Annotated in this window: 29 protein-coding genes; 13 read left to right on the top strand and 16 right to left on the bottom strand. The window is 68.8% G+C overall.

What is annotated here, in order from left to right; translation table 11 throughout:
• Positions 1-141: 141 nt before the first annotated feature.
• Both DX914_RS03460 and DX914_RS03455 read right to left on the bottom strand, forming a co-directional pair.
• Positions 142-630: a hypothetical protein gene (locus DX914_RS03460; RefSeq protein ID WP_147300593.1), complete on the bottom strand. Its 489-nt coding sequence runs from the start codon at positions 628-630 to the stop codon at positions 142-144.
• Entirely contained in the window at positions 608-1,471 is an 864-nt protein-coding gene (locus tag DX914_RS03455; RefSeq protein ID WP_147300592.1) for an SEL1-like repeat protein, read from the bottom strand. The genes DX914_RS03460 and DX914_RS03455 overlap by 23 nt, the downstream gene beginning before the upstream one ends.
• 257 nt (positions 1,472-1,728) lie before the next feature.
• On the opposite strand from DX914_RS03455, the gene DX914_RS03450 reads away from it, so the two are divergent.
• The gene (locus DX914_RS03450; RefSeq protein WP_115857657.1) at positions 1,729-2,244 is read left to right on the top strand and encodes a YgjP-like metallopeptidase domain-containing protein; all 516 of its coding nucleotides are present in this window, start codon (positions 1,729-1,731) and stop codon (positions 2,242-2,244) included.
• Positions 2,245-2,441: 197 nt separating this feature from the next.
• Here the strand turns inward: DX914_RS03450 and DX914_RS03445 are convergent, their stop codons facing one another.
• Complete coding sequence (locus DX914_RS03445) at positions 2,442-2,807, bottom strand: DUF6164 family protein (RefSeq protein WP_115857656.1); 366 nt, start codon at positions 2,805-2,807, stop codon at positions 2,442-2,444.
• 126 nt (positions 2,808-2,933) lie between these two features.
• Here DX914_RS03445 and DX914_RS03440 point away from each other — a divergent pair, with 126 nt between their 5' ends.
• Together DX914_RS03440 and DX914_RS03435 are read left to right on the top strand one after the other, a co-directional pair.
• The gene (locus DX914_RS03440; protein ID WP_231118130.1) at positions 2,934-4,079 is read left to right on the top strand and encodes a carboxylate-amine ligase; all 1,146 of its coding nucleotides are present in this window, start codon (positions 2,934-2,936) and stop codon (positions 4,077-4,079) included.
• Positions 4,076-4,873, top strand: a complete 798-nt coding sequence (locus DX914_RS03435; RefSeq protein ID WP_115857654.1) for a gamma-glutamyl-gamma-aminobutyrate hydrolase family protein — start codon at positions 4,076-4,078, stop codon at positions 4,871-4,873. Before DX914_RS03440 ends, DX914_RS03435 begins: the two co-directional genes overlap by 4 nt.
• A gap of 202 nt (positions 4,874-5,075) precedes the next feature.
• Here the strand turns inward: DX914_RS03435 and DX914_RS03430 are convergent, their stop codons facing one another.
• From DX914_RS03430 to DX914_RS03410, 5 genes are all read right to left on the bottom strand, one after another.
• A complete protein-coding gene (locus tag DX914_RS03430; RefSeq protein WP_115857653.1) occupies positions 5,076-5,420 on the bottom strand; it encodes a RidA family protein in 345 nt (114 codons plus the stop codon).
• A 71-nt stretch (positions 5,421-5,491) separates the two neighbouring features.
• Positions 5,492-5,752: a hypothetical protein gene (locus DX914_RS03425; RefSeq protein WP_115857652.1), complete on the bottom strand. Its 261-nt coding sequence runs from the start codon at positions 5,750-5,752 to the stop codon at positions 5,492-5,494.
• 253 nt (positions 5,753-6,005) lie between these two features.
• Positions 6,006-7,421 (bottom strand): M20/M25/M40 family metallo-hydrolase, encoded by a 1,416-nt coding sequence (locus DX914_RS03420; RefSeq protein ID WP_115857651.1) that lies wholly within the window; start codon positions 7,419-7,421, stop codon positions 6,006-6,008.
• A gap of 97 nt (positions 7,422-7,518) precedes the next feature.
• The gene (locus tag DX914_RS03415) at positions 7,519-8,001 is read right to left on the bottom strand and encodes a DUF1579 domain-containing protein (protein ID WP_115857650.1); all 483 of its coding nucleotides are present in this window, start codon (positions 7,999-8,001) and stop codon (positions 7,519-7,521) included.
• Positions 8,002-8,037: 36 nt separating this feature from the next.
• The gene (locus tag DX914_RS03410; protein WP_115857649.1) at positions 8,038-8,616 is read right to left on the bottom strand and encodes a YceI family protein; all 579 of its coding nucleotides are present in this window, start codon (positions 8,614-8,616) and stop codon (positions 8,038-8,040) included.
• A gap of 165 nt (positions 8,617-8,781) precedes the next feature.
• On the opposite strand from DX914_RS03410, the gene DX914_RS03405 reads away from it, so the two are divergent.
• From DX914_RS03405 to DX914_RS03385, 5 genes are all read left to right on the top strand, one after another.
• Positions 8,782-9,201, top strand: coding sequence for a YciI family protein (locus tag DX914_RS03405; protein ID WP_115857648.1), 420 nt, complete (start codon positions 8,782-8,784; stop codon positions 9,199-9,201).
• A 65-nt stretch (positions 9,202-9,266) separates the two neighbouring features.
• Positions 9,267-9,611, top strand: a complete 345-nt coding sequence (locus DX914_RS03400; RefSeq protein ID WP_115857647.1) for a YciI family protein — start codon at positions 9,267-9,269, stop codon at positions 9,609-9,611.
• A gap of 32 nt (positions 9,612-9,643) precedes the next feature.
• Positions 9,644-10,066: a VOC family protein gene (locus DX914_RS03395; RefSeq protein ID WP_115857646.1), complete on the top strand. Its 423-nt coding sequence runs from the start codon at positions 9,644-9,646 to the stop codon at positions 10,064-10,066.
• A gap of 182 nt (positions 10,067-10,248) precedes the next feature.
• Positions 10,249-10,671 carry a YciI family protein gene (locus DX914_RS03390; RefSeq protein WP_115857645.1) on the top strand — a complete coding sequence of 141 codons (423 nt, stop codon included), beginning with the start codon at positions 10,249-10,251 and terminating at the stop codon, positions 10,669-10,671.
• Between the two features lie 43 nt (positions 10,672-10,714).
• On the top strand, positions 10,715-11,998 hold the full coding sequence (locus tag DX914_RS03385) for an RNA polymerase sigma factor (RefSeq protein WP_115857644.1): 1,284 nt from the start codon (positions 10,715-10,717) through the stop codon (positions 11,996-11,998).
• A gap of 48 nt (positions 11,999-12,046) precedes the next feature.
• On the opposite strand, the gene DX914_RS03380 is transcribed toward DX914_RS03385, so the two are convergent.
• Together DX914_RS03380 and DX914_RS03375 are read right to left on the bottom strand one after the other, a co-directional pair.
• On the bottom strand, positions 12,047-12,760 hold the full coding sequence (locus tag DX914_RS03380) for a hypothetical protein (protein ID WP_115857643.1): 714 nt from the start codon (positions 12,758-12,760) through the stop codon (positions 12,047-12,049).
• A 102-nt stretch (positions 12,761-12,862) separates the two neighbouring features.
• Positions 12,863-15,289 (bottom strand): alpha/beta hydrolase family protein, encoded by a 2,427-nt coding sequence (locus DX914_RS03375; protein ID WP_158549183.1) that lies wholly within the window; start codon positions 15,287-15,289, stop codon positions 12,863-12,865.
• Positions 15,290-15,595: 306 nt separating this feature from the next.
• Here DX914_RS03375 and DX914_RS03370 point away from each other — a divergent pair, with 306 nt between their 5' ends.
• Positions 15,596-15,874 carry a hypothetical protein gene (locus DX914_RS03370; RefSeq protein ID WP_115857641.1) on the top strand — a complete coding sequence of 93 codons (279 nt, stop codon included), beginning with the start codon at positions 15,596-15,598 and terminating at the stop codon, positions 15,872-15,874.
• Positions 15,875-15,898: 24 nt separating this feature from the next.
• Here DX914_RS03370 and DX914_RS03365 read toward each other — a convergent pair whose 3' ends face one another.
• A complete protein-coding gene (locus tag DX914_RS03365; RefSeq protein WP_115857640.1) occupies positions 15,899-16,666 on the bottom strand; it encodes an SDR family oxidoreductase in 768 nt (255 codons plus the stop codon).
• A 153-nt stretch (positions 16,667-16,819) separates the two neighbouring features.
• Here DX914_RS03365 and DX914_RS03360 point away from each other — a divergent pair, with 153 nt between their 5' ends.
• Positions 16,820-17,017: a hypothetical protein gene (locus tag DX914_RS03360; protein WP_115857639.1), complete on the top strand. Its 198-nt coding sequence runs from the start codon at positions 16,820-16,822 to the stop codon at positions 17,015-17,017.
• Here DX914_RS03360 and DX914_RS03355 read toward each other — a convergent pair.
• From DX914_RS03355 to DX914_RS03335, 5 genes are all read right to left on the bottom strand, one after another.
• Positions 17,014-17,682: a hypothetical protein gene (locus DX914_RS03355; protein ID WP_115857638.1), complete on the bottom strand. Its 669-nt coding sequence runs from the start codon at positions 17,680-17,682 to the stop codon at positions 17,014-17,016. The genes DX914_RS03360 and DX914_RS03355 overlap by 4 nt on opposite strands.
• A 43-nt stretch (positions 17,683-17,725) precedes the next feature.
• The gene (locus tag DX914_RS03350; RefSeq protein WP_115857637.1) at positions 17,726-18,838 is read right to left on the bottom strand and encodes a hypothetical protein; all 1,113 of its coding nucleotides are present in this window, start codon (positions 18,836-18,838) and stop codon (positions 17,726-17,728) included.
• A gap of 13 nt (positions 18,839-18,851) precedes the next feature.
• Positions 18,852-19,892, bottom strand: coding sequence for a hypothetical protein (locus DX914_RS03345; protein ID WP_115857636.1), 1,041 nt, complete (start codon positions 19,890-19,892; stop codon positions 18,852-18,854).
• A gap of 131 nt (positions 19,893-20,023) precedes the next feature.
• Positions 20,024-20,506, bottom strand: a complete 483-nt coding sequence (locus DX914_RS03340; RefSeq protein WP_115857635.1) for a hypothetical protein — start codon at positions 20,504-20,506, stop codon at positions 20,024-20,026.
• 200 nt (positions 20,507-20,706) lie between these two features.
• Positions 20,707-20,973 carry a DksA/TraR family C4-type zinc finger protein gene (locus DX914_RS03335; RefSeq protein WP_115857634.1) on the bottom strand — a complete coding sequence of 89 codons (267 nt, stop codon included), beginning with the start codon at positions 20,971-20,973 and terminating at the stop codon, positions 20,707-20,709.
• A 363-nt stretch (positions 20,974-21,336) separates the two neighbouring features.
• On the opposite strand from DX914_RS03335, the gene DX914_RS03330 reads away from it, so the two are divergent.
• The 3 genes from DX914_RS03330 to DX914_RS03320 are packed head-to-tail and all read left to right on the top strand — an operon-like array spanning position 21,337 to position 23,930.
• Positions 21,337-21,864, top strand: a complete 528-nt coding sequence (locus DX914_RS03330) for a hypothetical protein (protein ID WP_115857633.1) — start codon at positions 21,337-21,339, stop codon at positions 21,862-21,864.
• Positions 21,865-21,875: 11 nt separating this feature from the next.
• Positions 21,876-23,318, top strand: a complete 1,443-nt coding sequence (locus DX914_RS03325; protein ID WP_158549182.1) for a phospholipase effector Tle1 domain-containing protein — start codon at positions 21,876-21,878, stop codon at positions 23,316-23,318.
• Between the two features lie 24 nt (positions 23,319-23,342).
• Positions 23,343-23,930 (top strand): hypothetical protein, encoded by a 588-nt coding sequence (locus tag DX914_RS03320; protein WP_115857631.1) that lies wholly within the window; start codon positions 23,343-23,345, stop codon positions 23,928-23,930.
• Positions 23,931-23,936: the final 6 nt, after the last annotated feature.

Here is a 23,936-nt window from a genome sequence, read left to right as displayed (position 1 = left end):
AAGTAAGAGCGCAAGAACTCACTGTATTAGCACCTCATTTCCACATTTAATCATTCGCAAACGCGCGTTGTGCTCACTACTACCGCCCAGTTTCCTGGCAGCGTACGCAACGAAGCCCGCCGAAGCGGGCTCCGTCTGTGCTCAGTTCTCCACCACCACCGGATCGCCGACGATCACCCTGCCGCCGCCGCTGCTGCCGCCACCGCCCCCGCCACCGCCCGCGCCGGGGTTGTAACCGCCGCCACTGCCGCCGGTTTCGTTACCGCCGCCGCCACCCGTGCTGCCGCTGCCGCCGTCCTGGATCGGGCGGGCGTTGAAGCCTTCGTAGCTCTGCTCGTCCGGGTAAGCGATACGGTAGTCCACGCAGTAAGCCGTGTTGCAGACCACGTAGACGTCGTCGGCTTCCCAAGGCGCGCCCATGCCCCACATCGGCCGCAGGTCGTTGATGAAGGCCTTGGTGGTGGCATCCACCAATGGGTTCTGCAGCGGGCAGTGGTTGCAGGTGAACGGGCCCATGCGGTCCTCGGCGTACAGCCACAAGGCCGTGGCCAAGCCGGCCACCAGCACCGCGGCTACCGCGATGCGCTTGCCGCGCTTGCGGGTGTGTTTAACGCTTGCAGCATTGTTCATAGATCCTTCTCCCCTGTTGGGTCGCTAACGACCGTTGTTGCGGCGACAGCCGCTGTTCGACCTGGCGCATGTGGCCCAAGCTCAGATTCGGATCGCCCGCCAACTGCAGGGCGTAGAAGTAGGCGTAGGCCTTGCCCAGGTCCTGCGGCACGCGCTTGCCGCTGGCGTAGACGTAGGCCAGGCGGTTCATCGCCTCCATGCCGCCGCGCGCGGCCTGGGCGTTGAGGTAGTCCAAGGATTTGCGCGTATAGCGCTGCAGCGCCTGCGGATCGCGCAGCCATTCGCCGCGCGGGCCCAGCACGCTCTCGGCGCTGTCGGCGTACAGCAGCTGCGCGTAGGCGTCGCCGGCGTCGGCGCTGCGCTCCAGCCAGCGCCCGGCCTCGCGATAGTGTTCGGCGCTCAGACTGCGGCACTCCGGCGGAATCAGCGCCTGCACGTCCGTATCGGGCGCACGGCGCATGGCGATGCTCGCGCGCAGGCGGCAGTCGTTGACCTTGGCGTACAGACTCAGCGCGGCATCGATATCGCCGCCGCGTGCGCGCGCTTCCAGTGCGGCGTAGACCTCGGCCGCATCGCCGGGCGGCGGAAGGTAGCTGCGCTCGATGCCGGCCGATGCGGGCGGGCGGGCCCGAGCTGCGTTGCCCGCGGGCGACCGGCTCGCATCGTCGCGTGCGGCATCGGCGGCGTCGCTGGCCGGCCCGTGCTCCTGTACGGCCGGCGCGCCCGCGACGCCGCCCGCTTGCGAATCCGGCTTCGCTGCCGACCACCACCACGCCGTCACCGCCAGTGCGGCGACCGCTGCCGCGACCGCGACGCCTTTTGCCTTGTCTCTAGATGCCACTGTCACGTCTCCCCGTCGCCATCCCTGGAGCCGACGCGATCCCATTCGGAGAACGCGGCGGCTTCATTTGCGAACGAGGAAAACACAATCCGAAATTGACAATCAAGACCAACTAAAAATTGTCAACATCGGGAGCATTCTTTCCGTATAAAACAGCAGCAAACTCGATGCGAGAAATGCATCTGTATTGCGTAGAGCGTGATCGCGCGCACTGCGCGCATGTCCGCTGCGCGCGCCGCTTGCCGTATCGTGTGGGCATGCAGCGGTTCCATTATCTGGGCGGTTATCCAGAACCCGTGCTTGCGCGCGTGCGCGAGCTGATCGAACAGGGTCGCCTGGGCGCGCGTCTGCGCGAACGCTACGGCGAAGACCACGAGATCCGCAGCGACCGCGCGCTGTACGACTACGCCAACGAACTCAAGGCGCGCTACCTGCGCAAGTCCGAGCCGCTGCACAAGGTGCTGTACGACAGCAAGCTGCGGGTGATCGGCCAGGCGCTGGGCACCCACACGGTGATTTCGCGCGTGCAGGGGGCCAAGCTCAAGGCCAACCGCGAGATCCGCATCGCCAGCCTGTTCCGCGACGCACCGGCGCCGTTCCTGAAGATGATCGTGGTGCACGAACTGGCGCACCTGAAGGAACGCGATCACAACCGCGCTTTCTATCAGCTGTGCACGCACATGGAAGCGAACTACCACCAGCTGGAGTTCGACCTGCGCCTGTACCTGACCGCATTGGAAGTGGAAGGCGCGCCCAGCGGCGCACAGCTGTAGGGTACGGCGACAACCGCACCGTCACGTGCTCACCAACCGTAGAGAATCCGTCGTCATTCCGGCGCAAGCCGGAACCCATTTTGACTGTCGCTTGGCCCGTCCAAGCGGCCGCCCTGAAAGCGCCGCAATGACCGGAAATGCAGGGCCGCGGCGGACCGAATGACGGAACTGGTACGGCAGGTAGCGAAGCGCAGCCCTCAGGGCCACAGCAGCCAGGCCGGCAAGGCCATCAGCGCCAGCAAGGCGACGATCGCGGCCACCGCCGCCAGCACCCGCAGCGGCTCGCGCCGCAACTGATCGACGAAACTTTCCTCGCGGCCTTCGCGGCGGTCCTGTTCGGCCTGCTCGCGTGCGCGCGCCTGTCGCTGGCGCTGGTAGTCGTCCAGCAGCGCGCGCGCCGCGGCGTGGTCGCCGTCCTCGGCCAGCCACAGCCCGCCGTGCGACACGCCCCAGCGGCTGGGTTCGGTCTGGTAATGGCCGATGCCGTGCGCGTCCAGCAGCGCGCGCACTTCCTCGACCTCGTCCTCGGGCACGTGCCGCAGCACCATCAGCAGTTTCGCCATGCGCCGATGATACCGCGCGGCCTTCAACTGCCGCTTACACGGCCCGCGCTACCGTCGCCTGAACCCGCCCCGACAGGAGTCGCGCATGTACCCCACCCGCCCCGCCCCCGCGCCGGACCTTCGCGCGTGAGCGACCAGCACGACTACACCTACGGCATCGAGGAGGAGTACTTCCTGGTCCGCCCCGGCGCGCACGGCCTGGCCACGCGCGCCCCGAGCAAGCTGCTCAAGGACGCGCGGCGCGAGCTCGGCGACTCTGTCGCCAACGAACTGCTGCAGTCGCAGATCGAAATCTCCAGCCCGATACTGCGCGACGCAGCCGATGCCGCGCGCACCTTGACCGGCCTGCGCCAGGGCCTGTCGCAGGTGGCCGCGCGCCACGAGCTGGGCCTGGTGGCGGCCGGCACGCATCCGCTGGGCGTGTGGCGCGAACAGGAGCGCACGCCGCGTTCGCGCTACCGCCGGATGATGGAAGACTTCCAGATCGTCGCCCGCCGCAGCCTGGTCTGCGGCCTGCACGTGCACGTGCAGCTGCCGCCGGGCGTGGACCGCGTGCAGGTGATGAACCGCGCCATGCCCTGGCTGCCGCTGTTCCTGGCCCTGTCCACGTCCTCGCCGTTCTGGAACCGCTCGCGCACCGGCCTGCTCAGCTACCGCCAGGCGGTGTACGACGAATGGCCGCGCACCGGCGTGCCCGACTTCTACGCCGACGAAACCGAATACGACGCCCTGGCCGCGCTGCTGACCCGGGTGCGCGCGATCCCCGACGCGCGCGCGCTGTGGTGGGGCATCCGTCCCTCGCCGCGCTACCCCACTCTGGAGCTGCGCATCGCCGACTGCTGCACCCGCGCGCGCGACGCGCTGGCCATCGCCGCCTTGTACCGCTGCCTGCTGCGCTACCTGGTCCGCCACCCCGAGCACGACCCGCCGCGCAGCGCCCTGACCCGCCGGGTCATCGACGAGAACCGCTGGCGCGCCAAGCGCTTCGGCACCCAAGCGCTGCTCTTCGACGAGAGCGGCGACGAGCCCGAACCGCTGCCGCAGGCCCTGGCCCGCCTGCGCGCGATGTGCGCGCAGGACATCCGCGACCTGGACAGCGAAACCGCGCTCGCGCCGCTGGACGCGATCGTCGCCGAGGGCAGCAGCGCCCACGTGCAACTGGCCATCTACCGCCAACAGCGCGACGCCGGCCTGCACCGCGTGCGCGCGCTGGACGCGGTCGTGGACTGGCTGCGCGCCGCCACCATCGACTTCGAGGACACCGCCGCATGAACGCCGCCGCGCGCAAACTGATGATCGGCCTGTCGCCGCGGCTGATGCGCAACCTGCCGGTGCAGTACGGCTTCCGCAACAAGACCCTGCAGTACCTGGAGCAGTCGATGGCGCACTGGGTGCTGTCCGCCGGCGCGCTGGTGGCGATGATCCCCACCGTCGATCCCGACGGCGACGTGCAGCGCGCCACCCTGTCGGTGCGCGAGTACGCCCGGTCCTTCGACGGCCTGATCCTGCAGGGCGGCGCCGACATCGACCCGGTGGCTTACGGCGAACAGCCCAGCGAGCTGCTGCAGACCACCGACCCGGTGCGCGACCGTTTCGAACTGTCGCTGCTGCGCGCCTTCATCGATGCCGGCAAGCCGGTGCTGGGCGTCTGCCGCGGCATGCAGCTGATCAACGTGGCCTACGGCGGCAGCCTGTATCAGGACCTGGTCGCCGCCGGCGCCACCGCCAACCAGCACTACCTGCCCGAACGTTACGACGAGCACGTCCACCGCCTGCGGGTGGAACCCGGCGGCTGGCTGGCGGCCTTGTATCCGGCCCAGGACGAGGTGCGGGTCAATTCCATCCACCACCAGGGCGTGCGCCGCCTCGGCGACGGCCTGGCGGTGGAGGCCTGGTCGGAGGACGGCATCCCCGAATGCATCCGCGTGCGCGAGGCGGCGTTCGTGGTTGGGGTGCAATGGCACCCGGAGTTCCACGATGCGCGCTTTCCGGAGCTGATGCCGGGGCGGCCGCTGCTGGAGGCGTTTTTAGCGGTGGCGCAGGATCGGCGGGAGCGCGGGGACTGAGGCGGATCGCGCGCGAAGCAAAGGCAAATCCCCCTCAACCCCCTTTTTCAAAGGGGGAAGACCAGCGGCGGATCGCGCTTTGCTCCCTCCTTTGAAAAAGGTAAGAGCGTGCGCATGCGAACCGCAGGTTCGCGCACGATCGAACGCCAGCAAGCTGCGCTTGCTGGCCGGGTGGACCGGGGAGGATTTGCTTTCGCGCCTCTTACAGCGCCGCCGTTACCACGATCTCGATCTTCCAATTCGGATTCGCCAGCGCCGCCTGCACCGTCGCCCGCGGCGGCGTGTGCCCGTGCAGCACCCAGCGGTCCCAGACCTGATTCATGGCCGCGAAGTCGGCGATGTCGGCCAGGTAGATCTGCGCGCGCAGGATCTTGGACTTGTCGGTATCGGCCTGCTTGAGCAGGGCGTCGATGGAAGCCAGCACCTGCCGGGTCTGTTCGGCGATGTCGGCATGCTCGTCGTCGGCCACCTGGCCGGCCAGATAGACCACGCCGTTATGCACGGCCGCCTCGGACATGCGCGGTCCGATTTCGTAGCGCTGAACCATGGGACACCTCGCCGTTAGGAAACGGGCGTCATTATCGCGCGTTGCGGCGGGGCCGGCGTGAGCGCCCGGCCTCAGCCCGGAGCCGGCGTAGTGCCGGCGCGCAAGGCGCTCAGCAGGGCCAGCATGGTGTCCGGCACGTCGGACTGGGCCAGCTTGGCCTGCCAGTCCGGCGCGGTGGCGGCGACCACGCGGAAGCGATGCTCGTCGTACACGAGGTAACGGGCCGGGCCCAGGTGGGCGGTGCGCGCGATCACCTCGGCTAGGTCGGCCTCGCTGGCGCTGTCCACACTGAGGCCGGGGCCGAGTTCGCTGATGTGCAGCAGGATGTCCATGCGCTTGCCCTGAAAGCTGCCATAGTGGCGTCGGCTGCGAGCATCGCATGCGGGCTGCGTCCGATGCGGTTTGCCGGCAGCGCAGCGCGCCCCGCTCTGTACCGTCATTCCGGCGCAAGCCGGAACCCATTTTGATCTTGCTGTACCGGCCTGGACTGCGCTGCAACCAGAGCGAACGTCAGATGGGTTCCGGCTTACGCCGGAATGACGGGGTACTCGTATGCACAGCCCGCACACCCCGCCACCCAGCAACCTACGGCAGCTCGCCGTAGCGGCGCACCACCTCGTACAGGAAGCGGCGCGAGTCCAGCAGCGATTTCACCCGGATGCGCTCGTTCAAGCCGTGCGCGCCGCTGCCACGCGCGTCGTGGAAGGCGCCGGTCATGCCGTAGGTGGGAATGCCGGCGGCGTTGAGGAAGCGCCCGTCGGTGGCGCCGGTGGCCATGGTCGGCACCACCGCCACGCCCGGCCAGAGCGACGCGGCGACTTCGCGCACCGGGCCCAGGACGCGGTCGTTCAAGGGCGGCATCGTGGTCGCCATGCCCGGCTCGCCGCGCGCGCTCACGCTGATGCGCTCGTCGGCCAGCACGCGCGCGATCTCGTCGCGCACCGACGGCACCGGCACGCCCGGCAGGATCCGGCAATTGACGTTGGCGCGCGCTTGCTGCGGCAGCGCATTGGGCGCGTGCCCGCCGGTGGTCTGGGTGATCGCGCAGGTGGTGCGCAGCATGCTGTTCCAGCCCGGGTTCACGTCCCACAGCCGGCCGGCCGCGGCTTCGTCCTTGGGATCGGCCAGCACCGCGCGCATGTCGGCGGCCACCGCCGGCGGCGACAGTCTGGCCTGGGCCTCGAAATAGCCGCGCGTGACCGGGTTCAGCGCGATCGGGAAGCGGTACGCGTCCAGACGCAGCAAGGCCGCGGACAGGCGCACGATGGGGTTGCTGTGGGTGGGGCGCGAGCTGTGGCCGCCGATGTCGGACGTGGCCAGCTCGAAGTCCTGATAGACCTTTTCGCCGGCCTGCACCTGCAGCGCCAGCGCACGGCCCTGGTCGTCGAGCTCGCCGCCGGCGCCTTCGTTGACCGCGAACTCGGCATCCAGCGCCTGCGGGTGCGCCTGCAGCAGCCATTTCACCCCGTTGAACACGTCGGGGGTTTCCTCGCCGCAGGTCAGCGCCAGCTTCAGTCCGCGGCGCGGCACGTGGCCTGCGCGGCGGTAGCGGATCAGGCTGTCGGTGAGCACCGCCGCCATGGCCTTGTCGTCGGCCGCGCCGCGCGCGTAGAACCAGCCGTCCTCCTCCACCAGGGTGAAGGGGTCGCGCTCCCAGTCCTCGCGGCGGGCCTCGACCACGTCGATATGGGCCAGCAGCAACACCGGCTTCAGCGCCGGCTCGCGGCCGCGCAGCAAGGCGATCAGCGCGCCGTCGCGCGGCCGGTCCGGCGGCGCCAGCACCTGCATGTCGGCCTCGGGCAGGCCGGCCGCGCGAAGGCGCGCGCGCATGGCCTCCGCGGCGCGGGTGCAGTCGCCGGCCGAACGCGTGGTGTTGATCTCGACCAGTTCGCGGTACAGGGCGCGGAATTCGGCCTCGTCGGCCGGCACCGCCGCCGCACTGCAGCAGGCCCACGCGGCCAGGGCCGCACCGCTCCACCACCGCCACGCCTTGCCCGCCATGCCGTCGCTCTCCGCCTCGGAAAGCCCAAGACTGGAACGCGCGGCGCGCACAGGCAAGTCCCGCCGCCGTGACCGGTGTCGCGGCGGCGGGCTGCGCTTAGCTCACGCGGCGGTAACGCACCTGCATGATCTGCTGCCACTGGCCGTCGTCGCCGAGCATGCGCGAACGCAGCACGTGCTCATTGTCGTCGACGATATCGATGATGTCCTGATAGTCGCGCAGCTCGCCCGTGCTCCAATCCGGACCGCGCGTGTCCAGGGTCAGGCTGCGACCGCCGGCATCGACGCTGCCGCTGTAGATCCACTGGCTGGACATCATCGAGCCGACGAAGTTGCCGACATAGCGGCCCTGGGCCGGGTCGTAGCCCAGGGTGATCAGCATGGTCGACGGCGAGGAGCCGTCGTCCATCTCGTTGCTGGCCTCGCACTGGATCCACAGCTCGCCGATCGCGCGCACGCTCTGGCGCGAGCGCCAGGTGCTGGTGCCTTCGCCGGCCGGGCCTTCGGCCTCGCCCTTGCCTTCCCACTCGCCCACCAGCTTGGCCAGCCAACGGTGTTCGGACTGCGGTTCGTTGTTCATGACTTCACTCCTTCGATGAGGGATAGCGTGGATCGCTTACTTTGCCTGCTGCACCGCTTCGACCTGTATGCGCAGGGTGACGTCCATGGTGAAGCCCCAGTCCTTACCCGCGTCCATGCCGAACGCGTCGCGCTGGAAGGTGGCCAGGGCGTCGGCGCCGCACAGCTCGCGCGGCTTGTGCAGCGGGTGCGGAATGCACTTGAACGAATTGATCTTCAGTTCCAGCGGCTTGGTCACCCCGTGCAGGGTCAACTCTCCCACCACCTTCGTCGGCGCACCGTCTACGAAGCCCTCGAGCTTGCCCTTGTAGACCGCGGTGGGGTACTTGGCCACGTCGAACAGGTCGGCGCCGCGCGCGTGCTCGTTCATCTGGTCGTGACCGAAGTCGATGCTGCTCGCATCCACGGTGACCTCGACCGTGCCGGCGCCCTTGGCCTTGTCCAGCACGATCTTGCCGCTGGAGCCGTTGAACTTGCCGCGCCACATCGAGATGCCCATGTGCGGAGCCTCGAAACTGGGATAGGTGTGCGAGGGGTCGATGTCGTAGGTGACCGGTGCGGCGGCCGCGGCGCCGCAGAAAAACGCCAGCGGAATCAAATACTTGATCTTCTTCATGGACCTGAGCCTGGGGCTGGGGGTTGGGAGCCGCACGCTAGCACCGCGATGGGGCGAAAAAAAGTTACGCCTGTCATGTCGATTCCTCGCCCCCTGCTTCGTCGCCCTGAGTAAGAACGCCGCCATGACCGCGGCGTCCCGCACCCCAACCCAGGAGAGTCCGCCATGCGTTTCATGCTGATCGTCAAATCCAACGCCGCCGCCGAAGCCGGTGCCATGCCCAGCGAAGAACTGCTGACCGCGATGGGCAAGTACAACGAAGAGCTGGTCAAGGCCGGCGTGCTGCTGGCCGGCGAAGGCCTGCACCCGTCCGCGCGCGGCGCCCGCGTGCGCTTCTCCGGCCAGCGCCGCAACGTGATCGAAGGCCCGTTCGAGCAGGCCGACAGCCTGATCGGCGGCTTCTGGCTGATTCAGGCCAAGTCCAAGGAAGAAGCGATCGAGTGGGTCAAGCGCTGCCCCAACCCAGGCGACGGCGAATCGGAGATCGAGATCCGCCAGGTGTTCGAAGCCGAGGACTTCGGCGCCGAACTCACCCCGGAGCTGCGCGAACAGGAACAGCGCCTGCGCGCGCAGACCGCGCATTGACCCACGCGGCGGCGCGCGCGTTTGCGCCCGCCGCCCTGCCCTCCATCCAACGACCGGACCCGCCGATGAAGTTCCTCGCCATCTACACCCCCGACGCCGACCGCACTTGCGACGACGAACCCATGCAGCAACAGCGCCTGGGCGAACTGATCGAACAAGGCTTCCGCGAGGGCTACCTGCTGTCCACCGGCGGCCTGATGCCGCAGGGCGGCGCCCGCCTGCAGCGCCGCGGCACGCAGATCTCGATCACCGACGGCCCCTACAGCGAAGCCAAGGAAGTGATCGCCGGCTACGCGCTGATCCAGGCCGAGTCCACCGAAGCGGCGATCGAATACAGCCGCCGCTTCCTGGCCGTGGCCGGCGACGGCAACACCGACCTGCACCTGATCGTCGAAGGCGATCCGGCCTGAGCCACCCCATCCGCCACCACCGGAGCACACCCATGCACGTCACCCCTTACCTCACCTACGACGGCACCGCCGAACAGGCCTTCCAGCACTACGCACGCGTGCTGGGCGGCAAGATCGAACTGCTCACCCGCTACGGCGAAGCCCCCGCGGGCAGCGGCTGCGACGACTTGAGCGAGGCCGACCAGCGCAAGGTCATGCACGTCAGCCTCAGCGGCAAGGACTTCATGCTCATGGCCTCCGACGCCAACGCCCTGTACCCCTACGAGGGCGTCAAGGGCATCTCGGTCTCGCTCAACCTGGAATCGGCGAACGAAGCCGAGCGCGTGTTCGCCGGCCTGGCCGAAGGCGGCAAGATCACCATGCCGCTGCAGGCCACGTTCTGGGCCGAAAGCTTCGGCTGCGTGACCGACGCCTGGGGCGTGCCGTGGATGATCAACGTGCCCAAGCAGGGCTGAGCCGCGCCTGTGGCCACCGCGGCGCGGCGTGCCTACGTCGCGCCGCGGAATGTCCACTACCTCGCAGTTCATCGCCTCGCCTACCCCATTGGGCGATGATTCGCGCGACACTATTGATCTTCGTGTTGCCAGCGCCGCAACGGCGCCCGCCACCCCACTTTCGCACCTCATAGGACCTGGCTATGCGCTTCATGCTGCTGATGATTCCCAAGGGCTACGAACACGCCGCGCCCGACGCCATGCCCGAAGCCGACCGCGTCGCGGCGATGATGAAATTCAACGAAGACCTGCAGAACGCCGGCGTGCTGGTCGGCCTGGACGGCCTGCACCCGCCGTCGTCGGGCGCGCGCGTGAGCTTCGCCGGCGGCAAGGCCAAGGTCGTCGACGGCCCCTTCAGCGAGGCCAAGGAAGTGCTGGGCGGCTACTGGATGATCCGGGTGAACTCGCGCCAGGAAGCCATCGAATGGGCCAGCCGCTGCCCGGGCAGCGACAACGAAGTCATCGAAGTGCGCCAGGTGCAGGAATTCGACGACTTCCCCGCCGACGTGCAGCAGGCCGCCGCCGGTTTCGAAGCGATGCAGCGCGACATCGGCCAGCCCACCTGAGTAAGCTGCCGGCCACCCTTCCGCCTCCCACGCCCGGACCCGCATGAGCACCGACACCCATCGCGCCATCGATGCCGTCTGGCGCATCGAATCGCCACGCCTGATCGCCGGCCTGGCGCGCATGGTGCGCGACGTGGGCCTGGCGGAAGAACTCGCGCAGGACGCCCTGGTCTCGGCGCTGGAGCGCTGGCCCGAGACCGGCGTGCCCGACAACCCGGGCGCCTGGCTGATGGCCACCGCCAAGCACCGCGCCATCGACCGCCTGCGCCGCAGCAAGCTGCAGCAGCGCAAGTACGAGGAACTGGGCTACGAGCTGGAGGACTGGCAGGACGACGCCGAGGCCGCGTTCGAAGCCGCCATCGACGACGACATCGGCGACGACCTGCTGCGCCTGGTGTTCACCGCCTGCCACCCCGTGCTGTCCACCGAAGCGCGCGTGGCCCTGACCCTGCGCCTGCTCGGCGGCCTGACCACCGACGAGATCGCACGCGCCTTCCTGGTGCCCGAACCCACGGTGGCCCAGCGCATCGTCCGCGCCAAGCGCACTTTGGCCGAAGCCCGCGTGCCGTTCGAAGTGCCGCGCGGCCCCGAGCTGGGCGAACGCCTGTCCTCGGTGCTGGCGGTGATCTACCTGGTGTTCAACGAAGGCTATTCGGCCACCGCCGGCGACGACTGGATGCGCCCGGCGCTGTGCGAGGAAGCCCTGCGCCTGGGCCGCATCGTCGCCGAACTGATGCCGCGCGAACCCGAAGTGCACGGCCTGGTCGCGCTGATGGAAATCCAGGCCTCGCGCGCCCGCGCCCGCGTCGACGCCACCGGCGCCCCCGTGCTGCTGCTGGACCAGGACCGCGCGCGCTGGGACCACGTGCTGGTCAACCGCGGCCTGACCGCGCTGGACCGCGCCGAAAAACTGGGCGGCGCGCGCGGCCCCTACGCCCTGCAGGCCGCCATCGCCGCCTGCCACGCCCGCGCCCGCACCGCCGACGAAACCGACTGGGCCCGCATCGCCGCCCTCTACGACGCTCTGGCCCAACTCGCCCCCTCGCCCGTGGTCGAACTCAACCGCGCCGTCGCCCTGGCCATGGCCTTCGGCCCCGCCGCCGGCCTGGAACTGGCCGACACCCTGGTCGACGAACCGTCGATGAAGCACTACCACCTGCTGCCCAGCGTGCGCGGCGACTTCCTGTTCAAGCTAGGGCGCTACGAGGAAGCCCATGCCGAGTTCAAGCGCGCGGCGGGGCTGACGCGCAACGGGCGCGAGCGGGAGTTTCTGGTCGAGCGTGCGAATGCGTGTTCGCGCAGCTTGGCGGCGTTGAAGCACGAGTAGGGCTCGACTCAGCGCGGAGTACGCTGCCGACAGAAAGCGACGCGGCCATCAGGGAGGCGGATCAAGCGATTCGTTCGCTTTCTCGATCAGACTCCCCAAAAAATCGGAAACGCCATTCACATAGCGCTGCACGTCCAACTGGAGCGCCTCCAGGTCTTTGCCCAGATGAGGAAAAAAGAAAGCCAGTGCCTGCAGCCGGCTTCCGACGACGGGATCGTGCTTGATCGCATTGTTGACCAAGCGACACTCATCCGCATTGGCATAGTTCTCTAGCGCGGCCAGATCGATTCCCAGCTGCTCGTACGAACTCACGAAATGGTCCCAGCGGTAGGGCGCGTTCACGCCGTTCTCGTCCACACTGTCGCGAAACGCAACGAAGCCCCTATACACCTTCCCAAGAAACTGTTCCGCGATCGTCCATAGACCCACCACGATCATCTGATCGGCATAAGCACGGATGCGCCTGTTCTCCGAATCCACACCGATCGCATAGTTGGCCAGCCTCGCCCACCTATGGTGCTCCGGGGAATCCATATCGCCGCAAGCTGGCGGTGGCTGAGGGTTGAGTTGATCGAGCGCTACATCTATCCGATGAATCTCCTTGTATACGCATTCGTGAATGCGGCAGAAGTCGTCCATCCGGAAATGCAACTCGCCCTGCAGACGCCCCAGGGGACCGGCGATATTGCTCAGGAATGGCAGAGGCCCCTCTCCGCACCCTGCGTACTCTCGCCCCAACGTGAAAATGTGCTTCCTTTGCATCGTCGTTCCTTTGTCTAAACGAAGCGCTCCTTCATCCTGTGCTATCACGCGATGGAGAATCCCGCTGAATGATGAACGCAAAATCCCTGGCATCGCGCCTGGTTATCGGGCCTCCGCGCCAGCAGCCGCCGACGCCGCATCACCAAGATTCTGCCGCAAGAAGCCGGCGATCCCTGACCACGCGATCTCCAGCGCCAACGGATCGTCGAAGCTGTGGCCCTCGTTCGGGAACGCCAGCACCACCGGCGGACGCCCGGCCAGGTTCAGCATGCGCACCAGCCGACGCGCATGCTCGAAGTCCACGCGCAGGTCATCGCGGCCGTGCACCAGCATGATCGGCAGCTTGAGCTTGTCGATGTTGTACAGCGGCGAGGTCGCCTGCATGTCGGCCAGGTCCTTGCGCGGGTCGCCGATGGTGCGCTCCATCAGTGCGCGGGTCTGGGCCGAGCGGGCGCTGTCGCTGGCGGTGAAGAACAAGGCGCGGTCGCTGACCCCGGAGATCGACACGACACAGCGGAACCGCCCGGGCCAGCGCATCGCCGAGACCAGCGCCGAGTAGCCGCCATAGCTGCTGCCCACCGCGCACAGCCGCGCGCTGTCGATCGGATACGAAGCCAGCGCCACTTGCAGGGCGGCGTCGATATCGTCCTCGATCAGCTTGCCATGGTTGCGGTGGCCGGCCTCGCGGAAGGCCTTGCCGTAACCGTCGGAGCCGCGGAAGTTGACCTGCAAGACCGCATAGCCCAGCGACGCCAGGTACTGCACTTCCCGATCGAAATGCAGCCGATCGCCCACGCCGATCGGGCCACCGTGCGGCAGCACCACCAGCGGCCGCTTGTCGGGCGCCTCGGGCAGGGTCAGGAAGGCCTCGATCGGTAAACCGTCGCTGCCCTTGGCCGCGATCAGCTTGACCGGCGCATAGCGCTTGTCCGCCAGCCAGGGGTAGACCTCGTCGATCAGCGAGGCGCGCTTGGCGACCAGGTCCATGTGGTAGAGCTGCGGCGGCTTGTCGCTGCCATCCACCCACAGCACCAACTGCTTGCCGTCCAGGCTGCGGTCGATCACCGCCACGGTGCGGCCCGGATAGGCCGCCTGCAGCGTGGCGGCCAAGGCGCGGTCGCCCTCGTCGAAGTATTCCGTCACCAGCCGGCCCGACTGGTAGTAGCGCGCCGCCACCGGCTCGCGCCGGTGATTGAGCACCGGCGACACCACGTCCACGCCGCGCTTGCTGAACAAGGTGCGCACGATGCTCTTGCTGGCCGGATCGAACACGACCAGGTCGCGTTGATCGCGGCCTTCGTCGCTGAGCCCGTAGATCAGGTTGCCGTCGAACGACAGCGCCAGCGGCTGGAAGCCGTCCTCGCTGTCCAGCTCCAATACCTCGCTGTACTGGCCCGGGCGCCCATGCACCATGACCACCCGTTCGTCGCGCTTGACCACGGCCGCGCGCAGTTGGCCCTGCCCGTCGGCGTACCAGCCCAGGTCGTTGCTCATGCCCTTGTTGATGCGGTCGCGGCTGGCCGCGGTCTGGAAACCCAGAATGCTGCGGTCGCCCACCGTCAGATCCACGCGATGGACCGCCAGCGCATCGCGGCTGTCGAATCCCTCGAACAGGATCTTGCCGGGCTCATCGGGCAGCATGTCCACGATACGACCCTTACCCAGCAAGGGCAGCACCTGCGCGGCGCGCTTGCCGCCGGTGGCCTCGCCCACCCGCACCACCGAGTAGCCGCCCTCCTCGTCGCTGGCCATCAGGATGCGTTCGCTCTCCCAAGCCAGCGAGCCGATGTAGCGCTTGCCCGAACTAACGCGCTGCGCCTGGCCGCTGGCCAGGTCGATCAGGTCCAAGGAGTAGCGGCCATCGTTTTCGCGCAGTATCTCGGCCAGCAATTGCCCGTTCGGGTTCAACGCGACGTCGATGACCCGCTGCGGCTTCCACATCATCTCGGCCGAGATGGGCAAGGTGCCGGGTTTGGGCGGTTCCAGGCCGGCGTTCAATTTGGCCGGCGGCTCGGCGTTGCCCGCCCGTGTACTGCGGTACAACTCCGGAAACGGATCGGGATAACGACCCGAATAGCTCAGGCCGTATTGGGCGTATAGCGCGGGATGCTGCGCTTCCAGCCAATCGATCACCGGCAGCGAACGGTTGGACACATGCATCATGGTGCGCAGCAGGCTGACCGGACGCAGCACCAGGTCGCCGCTGTAATTCAGCTTGCCGGCTTGAACTTGGAACCGGTATTCGGCGTCCTTGATCGTATAGCGCGCGCGCCGTCCGCCGGCGTAGATGTTGACCTCGGCCCACTCATATTCGCCGGCCTTCAAGGCGTACAACTGCAGATTGCGCCCGATCGGCAGGCTGTCGAGCACGCCCTCGGTGGGACCGCGCCCGGCCTTGCGCACGTGCACGCTGCCGATGTTGCTGTTGGTATCGACCACCAGGGCCAGCAGGCCTTCGTCGGCCGCCAGCTTGGGCGCCTCGCCCGGATCGATCTTGCGCATCGCCGCCGCGTCCAAGACGCAGGACATCAGCAGCGTAAGCGCTAGCGCCACTAAAGCCCGAACCCGCTTACGGTCGGCGAGAAATCCTGCGAACGACATCGCTCCCCCTGGCCGACTGCGGGCCCATTTTCCCCGCTGCGAGCATAGCGTAGGTGGCGGTCTGGCTGCCTCTTTCCATGTGTGCGAACCGCCGGATTGGCCTTGAAAAACACACACTTAGCGTGCCGTCGTGGCAAGTGGCGCGCCAAAACGGCACGCGCGCGGACAAGCGTCACCCACCGCTGCGACAATGCCGCCAGCGCAGCCCTGTCTGCGCCCAATCGAGGGGACCCGATGCTGCACAAATTCATAGGTCTGGGCCTGATCGCCACTGGTCTGGTGCTGGCGCTGCGCGGCCACTGGTTCATCGGCCTGGCATTGCTGGCCGGCGGAGCGCTGCTGATGCTGCTGGCCGGGCGGATGTCGGCCGCGCAAGGCGGCGGCAGCAGCGACAGCGGCAGTACGAGTACTTACGACTCCAGCAGCAGCTGGAGCGACAACAACTGCGGCAGCGACTCCTCGGGAGGCGGCGACTGCGGCGGTGGCGATGGCGGCGGTGGCGGCGGCGACTGAGGCCGCCGCACCCGCGCGTCGCTTTTAGCCGCGGTTGACCGAAACGCCGCCCTCCACGGCCAGAGTGCTACCGGTCATGAACGAGGACGCGTCCGAGGCCAGGAACAGCGCGGCCTGGGCGATCTCCTCCGCTGCGGCCACGCGCTTGAGCGCGTACAGGCCGGCGACGTAGGCGCGGGTCTGTTCGTCGTCGCCGAATTCGCGGAACGCGGGGGTGTCGGTGGCGCCGGGCAACAGGGCGTTGCTGCGCACGCCGCGCGGTCCGAATTCGACCGCGATGCTGCGGGCCAGGCCCAGCAGGGCGGCTTTGGCGGCCGCGTAGGCGGTCAGGCCCGGGAAGGCCGCGGTGTCGCCCACGAACGATGAAGTGAAGATCAAGCTGCCGCCGCCGCGCTCGAGCAAGGCCGGCAGCTGATACTTCGCGCCGAGGAACGCGCCGGTGAGGTTGTTGTCCAGAGTGTCGCGCCACTGCGCCAGGCTCAGCTCCGGGGTCGGCGCCATGACGCCCAGTCCACCTGCGTTGTTGAACGCGATGTCCAGGCCGCCGTAGCGCTGCTGCGCGGTCCGCACCAGGGCCTGCGCGTGCGCCTCGTCGCGCACGTCGCCGGCCACGGCGATCGCCTGCCCGCCCGCGCTTTCGATCTCGGCCGCCACCGCGGCCAAACGATCCGCGCCGCGCGCCGACAGCACCACGCTCGCGCCTTCGCGCGCGAAGCACAGCGCGCTGGCGCGGCCGATGCCCGAACTGGCGCCGGTGACGATGGCCACCTTGCCCTGCAGTCTTGCCGTCATGTCTTGGTTCCGAAGTGAGCCGCGTTCGCGGCGGTCGGAACAGACTGCCCAGGCGGCGGCGCGATCGATATCCGATTCCTGCACCGCTGCCGTCTCAACCTGTGAGATCGCGCTAGCGCAGGCTGTCGCCCCGCGACTTGGGAGGGAGCGCGCATGCCCAGCTACTACGTCGACCGCCGACCGCAGGCCAACGGCCACCATCAGGTGCACGCCCAGGGCTGCCCTTACCTGCCGCTGTACCGCTTGCACCTGGGTGACTTCGTCCACGGCGCCGCCGCCCTGCGCGAGGCGCAACGCCACTACGCGCCGGCCGCCGCCTGCCGGCATTGCGGCGGCGAGAACCTGCGCTAGCGCGGCCCCAACGCCAGCGCCGAGCCGGTGAACGGGATCGCGAGCTGGTAACCCGCCGGCGCGTCCGCCGGGGTGCCTGCCGCCGTGCCGAACTGGGTCACGCCCGCGCCCAGGATCTCGGCCAAGTCATAGCGGCGGCCGCCGAATTCGAACGGCCGGCTTTCCAGCAGCCAGGCCGAGAACACATTGGACGCGAGCACGGCGGTTCGATGCTTGCCCTTGCCCTCTTCGACGGTGGTGCCCACCACCAGCCCGGTGCGCCGCAGCGTGGCGATGCATTCGCCCTGCGCGAATGAGGCCGGATCGTCGAAGTGCGCCGCGGGCTCGCGCTGCAGATACAACGAGAACTCGCCGACCGGATCCAGGCCCAGTTGCAGTTCGCCGTTGTGGACCTTGCGCGCCGCGAATGGGCGCGCGGCGAAGGTGAAATGCGCCTGCGCCGCGCTCATGTCGTCGGCGAACAGCGGCGCGTCGATACCGGCCAGGTGCAGGAAGTAGCCGTAGTCAGCCAGTTCGTTGTCGTCCGACAGGTAAAAGCGGCCGGTGACGTACCAAGCCAGTTCGCCCGGCAACAACCGCGCCGCGCGCAGCTGCGCGCGGCGGCTCGGGCGTGCGGGCCGGCGGCGGCTGGCGGCGCGCGCGCCGGGATGACGGGGCGGGTTCATGCGATCGGCTCCGCGGGCGGTGCCGACGATGGTAAGCCGGCGGCTATTGCGGAACCACCCGGCAGCAGATCGCGGTGACCACGTAGTCGTAGGTCTTGCTGGTGTGGTTGTCGCCGTCGCACATGTACCAGCCCGCGTTGCCCAGGGAGCCGTTCAACTGGCCCGGTTCCGGGTCGCCCGGCGCGCTGTAGCGCCAGGCGCAACCGCCACCGACGCGCACGGAGCGGTCCGGCTGGTACCACAGGCTGGGGCATTCGGCGAAACCACTACCGTAGTTGCCTGGCGGCAGGCTGAACACTTGGGTGACCTTGGAACAGACCATGGCGTTCTGCGGCGCGACGGCGAAATAGCCGACCACGTCCACCACTACGTCCACGCCGGCATAGGAATACACCGACAAGCCGTACTGCGATCCCGGATCGGCCTGCTTGGCGATGATCTCGTTGCCGACCACTTCGCCGACGCGGTAGTTCAGGCTGGACGCGAACGGCAGCTGCGTGCCGTACGGGAACACGGTGAGGTAGCCCGCGTTCGCCGGCGACACCGCCACCACGTTGACCACCACCGCGCGCGCATCGGCCGGCACGCCGCAGTCGCCGGCATGGCCGCCCTGCGCGCTCATATCCGCGCCGCTGGTCTTCAAGTGCAGCAGGCCGCCCTCGCCCAGGCGAGCGCCGGCGACGCGGGTGTCGGCCAGGCGACACGGCGCCAGCATGTTGTAGGCCAATTGGGCCGGAGCGGCTTCCAGCATCTGCGCCGCTTCGGCGGTGCGAGCGTCGAAGGCCGACAGCGCCGGAATCTCGCGCTGTGGCTGCGGGGTGAGCGCGGCGATCATCGCGTCGAAGCTGGGCATCTCGGCCGCGCGGCGCAGTTCGCGCTCGCTCAAGCGCATCAGGCTGGGGCGCATCGAACGCGCCCATTGCTCCGGCGCGGTGCCGTAAACCTGTTGCACGTGCGGCGACCACTGCCGCAGCAACTGGTCGGCGGCCGCGCGCGCGCCGGGAGCGGCTTCTGCCGTATGCGGGATAGCCTGCGAGCCCGTCGGCGCCTGCGAGCCGCCGACCGTATCGACCTGCGGCCACAGGCGCGGCGCGGCGGCCGCGAACATCAGGCCGGCCGGCACCAGCAGGGCCAGCGCGGCGAGGGTCTTCTTCATGCCGGCCTCCCGCTTAGCGGCCCGGCAGGCGACAGCACATCGCCTCGGCGCGGATCGTGACGTTGTTGTTGCTGCCGCGGTTGCGCGCCTGGCAGGCGTAGCTGCCGCTGGCTTGCGGGCCGAAGCTGAAGAAGTACAGCTCTTCGATCGACGGATACACGTTGGAACTGCAACCGCCGCCGGTCGCGGTGTAGCCGGCCGGACACACCGGCGACACCGCCGATACCACCGCACCCGCCGCCACGTTGATGTAGTTCGAACTCACCTGCTGGCAGTCCAGCGGCTCGCCCTTGGCCGCGCTGAAGTAGCCGGCCACGTCGATCACCAGGTCGGCGCCGGCGTAGCTGTAGACCGAGAACGTCGGAAACGGATCGCCGCCCAGGCGGGCGATGATCTCGTTGCCGACCACGTCGCCGGTGCGGTAATTGAGACTGGAGGCCAACGGCCGCGTCGCGCCGGTGGGAAACACGGTCAGATAACCGGCGATATCCGGATTGACCACGGTGATGTTGAGCGTGACCGCCGAGGCATCGCTGGGAATGTTGCAGCCGAACTGGCTGCCGCCCTGCGAGGTCAGCGATTGCAGGTTGAAGCTGCGCGCCTCGCCCGCGCTCATGCGCTGGGCGACCGTGCGGGTATCGGCCAGGCGACAGGGCGCGAGCATGGTGTAGAGCAGACGCTCGCTGGGCACGGCCGCGGCCGGAGTCGGCGACGGCGCCTTGGCCGCGCCGGGCGCGGAGCGGTGCGCATAGGGCTCGCTGGCGGCCGCCATCATCGCGGTGTAGTCGGTCATCTGTGCCGCATGACGCAGGTTGGCCAGCGGCGCGCGTGCGAAGGTAGGCGCCATGCTCTGCGCCCAACGCTGCGGCGCAGTGCCGTACACCTGCTGCACATGGCCGGCCCAGCGCCGCACCAATTCGGCGGCCAGGCGGCCGCGTTCGCTGCGCGGCTGGTAACGCTCGCCCTGCCCGCTCTGCGCCAGCGTCATGGTCGCCGGCCACACCAACAGCGCGCAGGCCAATACGGTGCCGCGCAACGACTTGCCAAAATTCATTCGAATCCCCTGTGGGCGCCCCCGCGCCTGAATACGCTCGGTTCAGCCGCCGTGGGTGGCTCGACCGGATCGCGCCGCATCATGGCCGAAGCGCCCCGCGCCGACAAGGCCGCGGGCACCGGTTCGGCGCATCAGCGGCGCAGCGCGCGCCGCGCAAACACCACGCAGATCACCCCGAACAGCATGTGCGCCAGCACGCTCCAGGCGATCCAGTCGGGGTGGTCGAACGAGGGCGAACGGCCGACGCGAGACAGCGGCATGACCACGAAATTCATGGCCAGGTACAAGACCACTCCGTAAGGCAGGCCGTAGCGCCAGACCCCGTCCAGCAGGCCGCGGTGGCGGCGCGCCACCAGGGCGTAGATCAGCACGATGGCCGTGGCCATGAACACATGCAGCGCTCCGCCCAGCAACGCCGCATTGAGACCGCCGTCGAAGCTGGCCGGCCCCAGCACGCCCACGGCGATGGTCTGGAACAGCCGCAGCATGCCCGCGCCGTCCCAGCCGAACCACAGCGTGGCGGCGAAGGCCATGTCGCCCAGGGCGACCAGCAAACCGCCCAGCAGCAGCGGGCCCCAGGCAAGCGACGAACTACGGCTCTGGCTAGCGGACATGACGCCACTCGATACGAGGACGATCGGATCATAGGCAGCGCTCACGGGCCGCGTATGTGCCGAAGGCGGGGGATGCATCTGCTTCGACGTATCGCCCTGGCCGTCAACGGATAGGCTGTGCGGGCACGGCACCTACGCGAACCTTGCGGCCGCTGCCTTGTCTGCGATTGAACACGCCGCCCCGGCCGCGATCGCGGAAGTCAGCGCAACTGGCTGTCCTTGCTGCCGCGACGATTGTAGCCGGCGACCGTGCCCTGCTCGCGGTCGTGCGCCTCCTGACAGTTCACGCACAGGCGCACGCCGGGCACGGCCTGGCGCCTGGCCACGGGAATCTCGGTGTCGCACTCCTCGCAGCGCTCCAGGCCCGGGCCCTGCGGCAGCTGGCTGCGCGCACGCTTGATCGCGTCCTTCACGGTCGCGTCGATCTGGTCCTGGACGGCGCCGTCGCCTGCCCATCCGGTCGCCATGCCGCCCTCCGGTGCGGTGGAAAGGCCGCAAAGCATAGCGCCGGCGGCCTGAGCGCGGCGCGAATGCGGCGCCGCGTCGCGGTTCCGCCCTACGCCGGCGTGTGTCCGTCGCGTGCCTGGGCTACTATCGGTACACACACCTGCCAGCGAAGGACCGCGGCTACGGACTCCAAGGGAGGGGGAATGCACGTACCACCAGGCCGGACCGACCGTCTCCGGCCCCACCGCGACCCGGGCGCCGCCGCGCCGCTCGCCATCGACCGACTCCCGCCGTCCGCGCCGCGCCCCCGGCTGCCGCGCCTGTCCGGCGCCGCCCGCACGCTAGCGCTTTCCGTCCTACTCGTTACCGGATGCCAACCCGCCATGTCCACGCAGCCCGTCTACGACCCGCCGAACAAGACCGACCCCAGCCGGCCGCTGACCTTCGCCCAGCACGACTTCGGCGCCGCCGCCTACGACACCTACGGCGCGACCGTGCTCTACAACGGCGAATACGCGCTCAAGGACGACCCGGAGACCTTGGCGCCGTCCTCGGCCACCCTGGGCCCGGACTACCGCAGCAAGCACCTCACCGCGCCCTGGGCCGGCATCCGTAACTTTCCCGGCCCGGTGACCGTGAGCTGGCGCTCCAAGGACGGCAGCGCGCACGAGGCCCGCATCGACCTGGCCCAGCTGTTCGCCGACCGCCACATCCGCCACCAAGTACCGCGCGAGCAGCTGGCCGCGTCCGGCGTGCTGGCCGAAGACCCGCAGATCCTGCTGGAAATCAACGACCGCACCATCACCGTGCTCACCCGCGCGATGGTCCACACCCGCGAGCCGCAGGTTCCCGGCAATCGCTACAGCGATTTCCGCAACGACCTGATTCAGGTGTACAGCCACACGTACTAAGGATGGGTGCGATGACGGACGACAAGAAAAAGAAGGGACCCGACGGCGTCAGCACCTACCCGGCCGACGCCCACGACCTGGCCAGCTACGAGCAGGCCAGCCAGGCGCTGTCGCAGCTGTCCACGCCGGTGCTGGTGCGCAGCTCCAATCCGCACGAGCGCCTGTTCGTGGCCGCCTTCGACGGCACCGGCAACAGCATGCTCAAGGACGCGCCGGCCAACCACACCAACGTGGCCGACATCGTGCGCCAGACCGCGGCGGCCAACAGCCGCGGGCTGACCAACGTGCGCGTGGAGTACATGGAAGGCCCCGGCACCCAGGACGGCGCGCTCAAGCGCGGCTGGGACGCGGCCACCGGCAACTCCTACGAAGACCGCGTGGAAGAGATGTACGCGCGCTTCACCGCGCAGAGCAAGCGCTGGCTGGCCGAAGACCCGGAGGCGCAGATCCGCGTGGTCAGCGTGGGCTTCAGCCGCGGCGCCGAACAGGCGGCCGGCTTCACCCGCCTGGTCGACGAGCGCGGCATCCAGGACCCCAAGGGCCGCGTGGAAGACCGCGACCTGTTCGGCAACCTCAAGCAGGTGCGCTACCCCGAGCCCGCGCTCGTGCCCGCGCACCAGGTGCCGCAGGCGGTGGCGCTGTTCGACCCCGTCGGCACCGGCAAGCCGCGCGACCACGACCGGCGCCAGCCGCCGTCGGTGCTGTCGGGCTTCCAGATCACCGCCGAGGACGAACGCCGCAATCTGTTCAAGTCCACCAGCATTCTCGATCCGGGCGCGACCGAGAACGGCCGCTTCCTCAACGTCACCGTCGGCGGCGCGCACAGCGACATCGGCGGAAGCTACACCCTCAACGGCCTGTCGGTGCGCAGCGGCAACCTGATGGTGGACTACCTCAACTCGCTCAGCGACCAGCCGTTCCTGGCCAAGCGCGCGGTGCCTGCGGCGCCGGAGATGAACGTGGTCCACCGTTCGGAGGAGCATTCGCGCCTCTACCGCACCTCCGATTTCGACAAGGACGGCCAGCGCGACCGCATGGAGCGGCTGACGCCGAGCAAGAAGGTCGCCCATCCCAACGACAACGAGCCGCGCGACGAGGCGATGAACGAGCGCTTCGCGCACCGCCCGGTCGCGATCGGCCCGGTGCCGGCGGAACGGCCGCGCCTGCAGGACGGGCCGGCGCCGGTGGTGGCCGACACCCACGCCTTGTTCGAACGCCTGGGCCGGGCTGCGGTCGACGGCGATGTCGACGGCGCGCGCGCGGTCGGCGGCAGCTTCCTGGCCTCCGAACAGGGGCTGTCCTTGCAGCGCCGCGGCGGCGAACAGGCGCAGGCCGCCGCGCCCGCCGAACCGGAGCGGCCGCGCCAGCAGGCCGAAGCCAACGACCCCACCCCGCCCACGCAGCCGCCGCCGGGCTACGAAGGCCCCGAACGCCGCCAGACGCCGCGGCTCTGACAGCAGGACGAGAGTAAGCGCACGATGGAGAAACAGGATCTAGAGCTGTTCGCCGTCCAACTGATGGGCGTGGCCAAGATGTTCGAGGTGGTCTGCGAAAAGGCCACCGACCGCTTCACCCAGAGCGCCACCGAGCTCAAGCGCACCGCCGACATCTGGGAAACCAATGCCCAGTTGCTCACCCGCGACCTGGTCGCCAGCGTGGGCGATCAGACCCGCGGCGCGATCGAACAGGGCGTGGGCCAGGCCTCGGCGCAGTACGGCCAGCAGCTGCAGAACACCGCCGCGGCGCTGCGCGAGGTCGCGCGCAACGCCGAGAAGACGCTGTCGCAGATGGACGACCAGCGCCAGCAGCTCAAGCGCGAGCAGAAGTCGCTGATCTGGACCGGCCTGATCGGCCTGGGCGTGGGCGCGGCGCTGGCCATGGGCGGCGCCGGCTACATGATTTGGCAGAGCGGCCGCGAGATCAAACGCGCCGAGTTCTCGCGCGACATCCTGCGCGCGACCAAGTCCGGCGCGCTCAGCCGCTGCGGCGAGGCGCTGTGCGCGCGCGTGGACCCCAACGCCAAGCGCTACGGCAAGAACGGCGAGTACCTGCTGCTGGAGCAGTGAGGCGCG

It is taken from the genome of Lysobacter silvisoli (assembly GCF_003382365.1).
In the GTDB taxonomy this organism is placed as follows: domain Bacteria; phylum Pseudomonadota; class Gammaproteobacteria; order Xanthomonadales; family Xanthomonadaceae; genus Lysobacter; species Lysobacter silvisoli.
This window is presented reverse-complemented; position numbering and strand designations above follow the sequence as displayed.

Excerpts from the sequence above, each read along its gene's own strand:
- DX914_RS03410 (WP_115857649.1), bottom strand. The coding sequence starts at position 8,616 with ATGAAGAAGATCAAGTATTTGATTCCGCTGGCGTTTTTCTGCGGCGCC.
- DX914_RS03380 (WP_115857643.1), bottom strand. The coding sequence starts at position 12,760 with ATGCAAAGGAAGCACATTTTCACGTTGGGGCGAGAGTACGCAGGGTGC.
- DX914_RS03405 (WP_115857648.1), top strand. The coding sequence starts at position 8,782 with ATGCGTTTCATGCTGATCGTCAAATCCAACGCCGCCGCCGAAGCCGGT.
- DX914_RS03430 (WP_115857653.1), bottom strand. The coding sequence starts at position 5,420 with ATGGTTCAGCGCTACGAAATCGGACCGCGCATGTCCGAGGCGGCCGTG.
- DX914_RS03335 (WP_115857634.1), bottom strand. The coding sequence starts at position 20,973 with ATGGCGACCGGATGGGCAGGCGACGGCGCCGTCCAGGACCAGATCGAC.
- DX914_RS03395 (WP_115857646.1), top strand. The coding sequence starts at position 9,644 with ATGCACGTCACCCCTTACCTCACCTACGACGGCACCGCCGAACAGGCC.
- DX914_RS03320 (WP_115857631.1), top strand. The coding sequence starts at position 23,343 with ATGGAGAAACAGGATCTAGAGCTGTTCGCCGTCCAACTGATGGGCGTG.
- DX914_RS03445 (WP_115857656.1), bottom strand. The coding sequence starts at position 2,807 with ATGGCGAAACTGCTGATGGTGCTGCGGCACGTGCCCGAGGACGAGGTC.
- DX914_RS03350 (WP_115857637.1), bottom strand. The coding sequence starts at position 18,838 with ATGAAGAAGACCCTCGCCGCGCTGGCCCTGCTGGTGCCGGCCGGCCTG.
- DX914_RS03340 (WP_115857635.1), bottom strand. The coding sequence starts at position 20,506 with ATGTCCGCTAGCCAGAGCCGTAGTTCGTCGCTTGCCTGGGGCCCGCTG.
- DX914_RS03325 (WP_158549182.1), top strand. The coding sequence starts at position 21,876 with ATGACGGACGACAAGAAAAAGAAGGGACCCGACGGCGTCAGCACCTAC.
- DX914_RS03370 (WP_115857641.1), top strand. The coding sequence starts at position 15,596 with ATGCTGCACAAATTCATAGGTCTGGGCCTGATCGCCACTGGTCTGGTG.
- DX914_RS03460 (WP_147300593.1), bottom strand. The coding sequence starts at position 630 with ATGAACAATGCTGCAAGCGTTAAACACACCCGCAAGCGCGGCAAGCGC.
- DX914_RS03365 (WP_115857640.1), bottom strand. The coding sequence starts at position 16,666 with ATGACGGCAAGACTGCAGGGCAAGGTGGCCATCGTCACCGGCGCCAGT.
- DX914_RS03355 (WP_115857638.1), bottom strand. The coding sequence starts at position 17,682 with ATGAACCCGCCCCGTCATCCCGGCGCGCGCGCCGCCAGCCGCCGCCGG.
- DX914_RS03390 (WP_115857645.1), top strand. The coding sequence starts at position 10,249 with ATGCGCTTCATGCTGCTGATGATTCCCAAGGGCTACGAACACGCCGCG.
- DX914_RS03425 (WP_115857652.1), bottom strand. The coding sequence starts at position 5,752 with ATGGACATCCTGCTGCACATCAGCGAACTCGGCCCCGGCCTCAGTGTG.
- DX914_RS03435 (WP_115857654.1), top strand. The coding sequence starts at position 4,076 with ATGAACGCCGCCGCGCGCAAACTGATGATCGGCCTGTCGCCGCGGCTG.
- DX914_RS03360 (WP_115857639.1), top strand. The coding sequence starts at position 16,820 with ATGCCCAGCTACTACGTCGACCGCCGACCGCAGGCCAACGGCCACCAT.
- DX914_RS03375 (WP_158549183.1), bottom strand. The coding sequence starts at position 15,289 with ATGTCCTGCGTCTTGGACGCGGCGGCGATGCGCAAGATCGATCCGGGC.
- DX914_RS03415 (WP_115857650.1), bottom strand. The coding sequence starts at position 8,001 with ATGAACAACGAACCGCAGTCCGAACACCGTTGGCTGGCCAAGCTGGTG.
- DX914_RS03400 (WP_115857647.1), top strand. The coding sequence starts at position 9,267 with ATGAAGTTCCTCGCCATCTACACCCCCGACGCCGACCGCACTTGCGAC.
- DX914_RS03345 (WP_115857636.1), bottom strand. The coding sequence starts at position 19,892 with ATGAATTTTGGCAAGTCGTTGCGCGGCACCGTATTGGCCTGCGCGCTG.
- DX914_RS03450 (WP_115857657.1), top strand. The coding sequence starts at position 1,729 with ATGCAGCGGTTCCATTATCTGGGCGGTTATCCAGAACCCGTGCTTGCG.
- DX914_RS03385 (WP_115857644.1), top strand. The coding sequence starts at position 10,715 with ATGAGCACCGACACCCATCGCGCCATCGATGCCGTCTGGCGCATCGAA.
- DX914_RS03420 (WP_115857651.1), bottom strand. The coding sequence starts at position 7,421 with ATGGCGGGCAAGGCGTGGCGGTGGTGGAGCGGTGCGGCCCTGGCCGCG.
- DX914_RS03330 (WP_115857633.1), top strand. The coding sequence starts at position 21,337 with ATGTCCACGCAGCCCGTCTACGACCCGCCGAACAAGACCGACCCCAGC.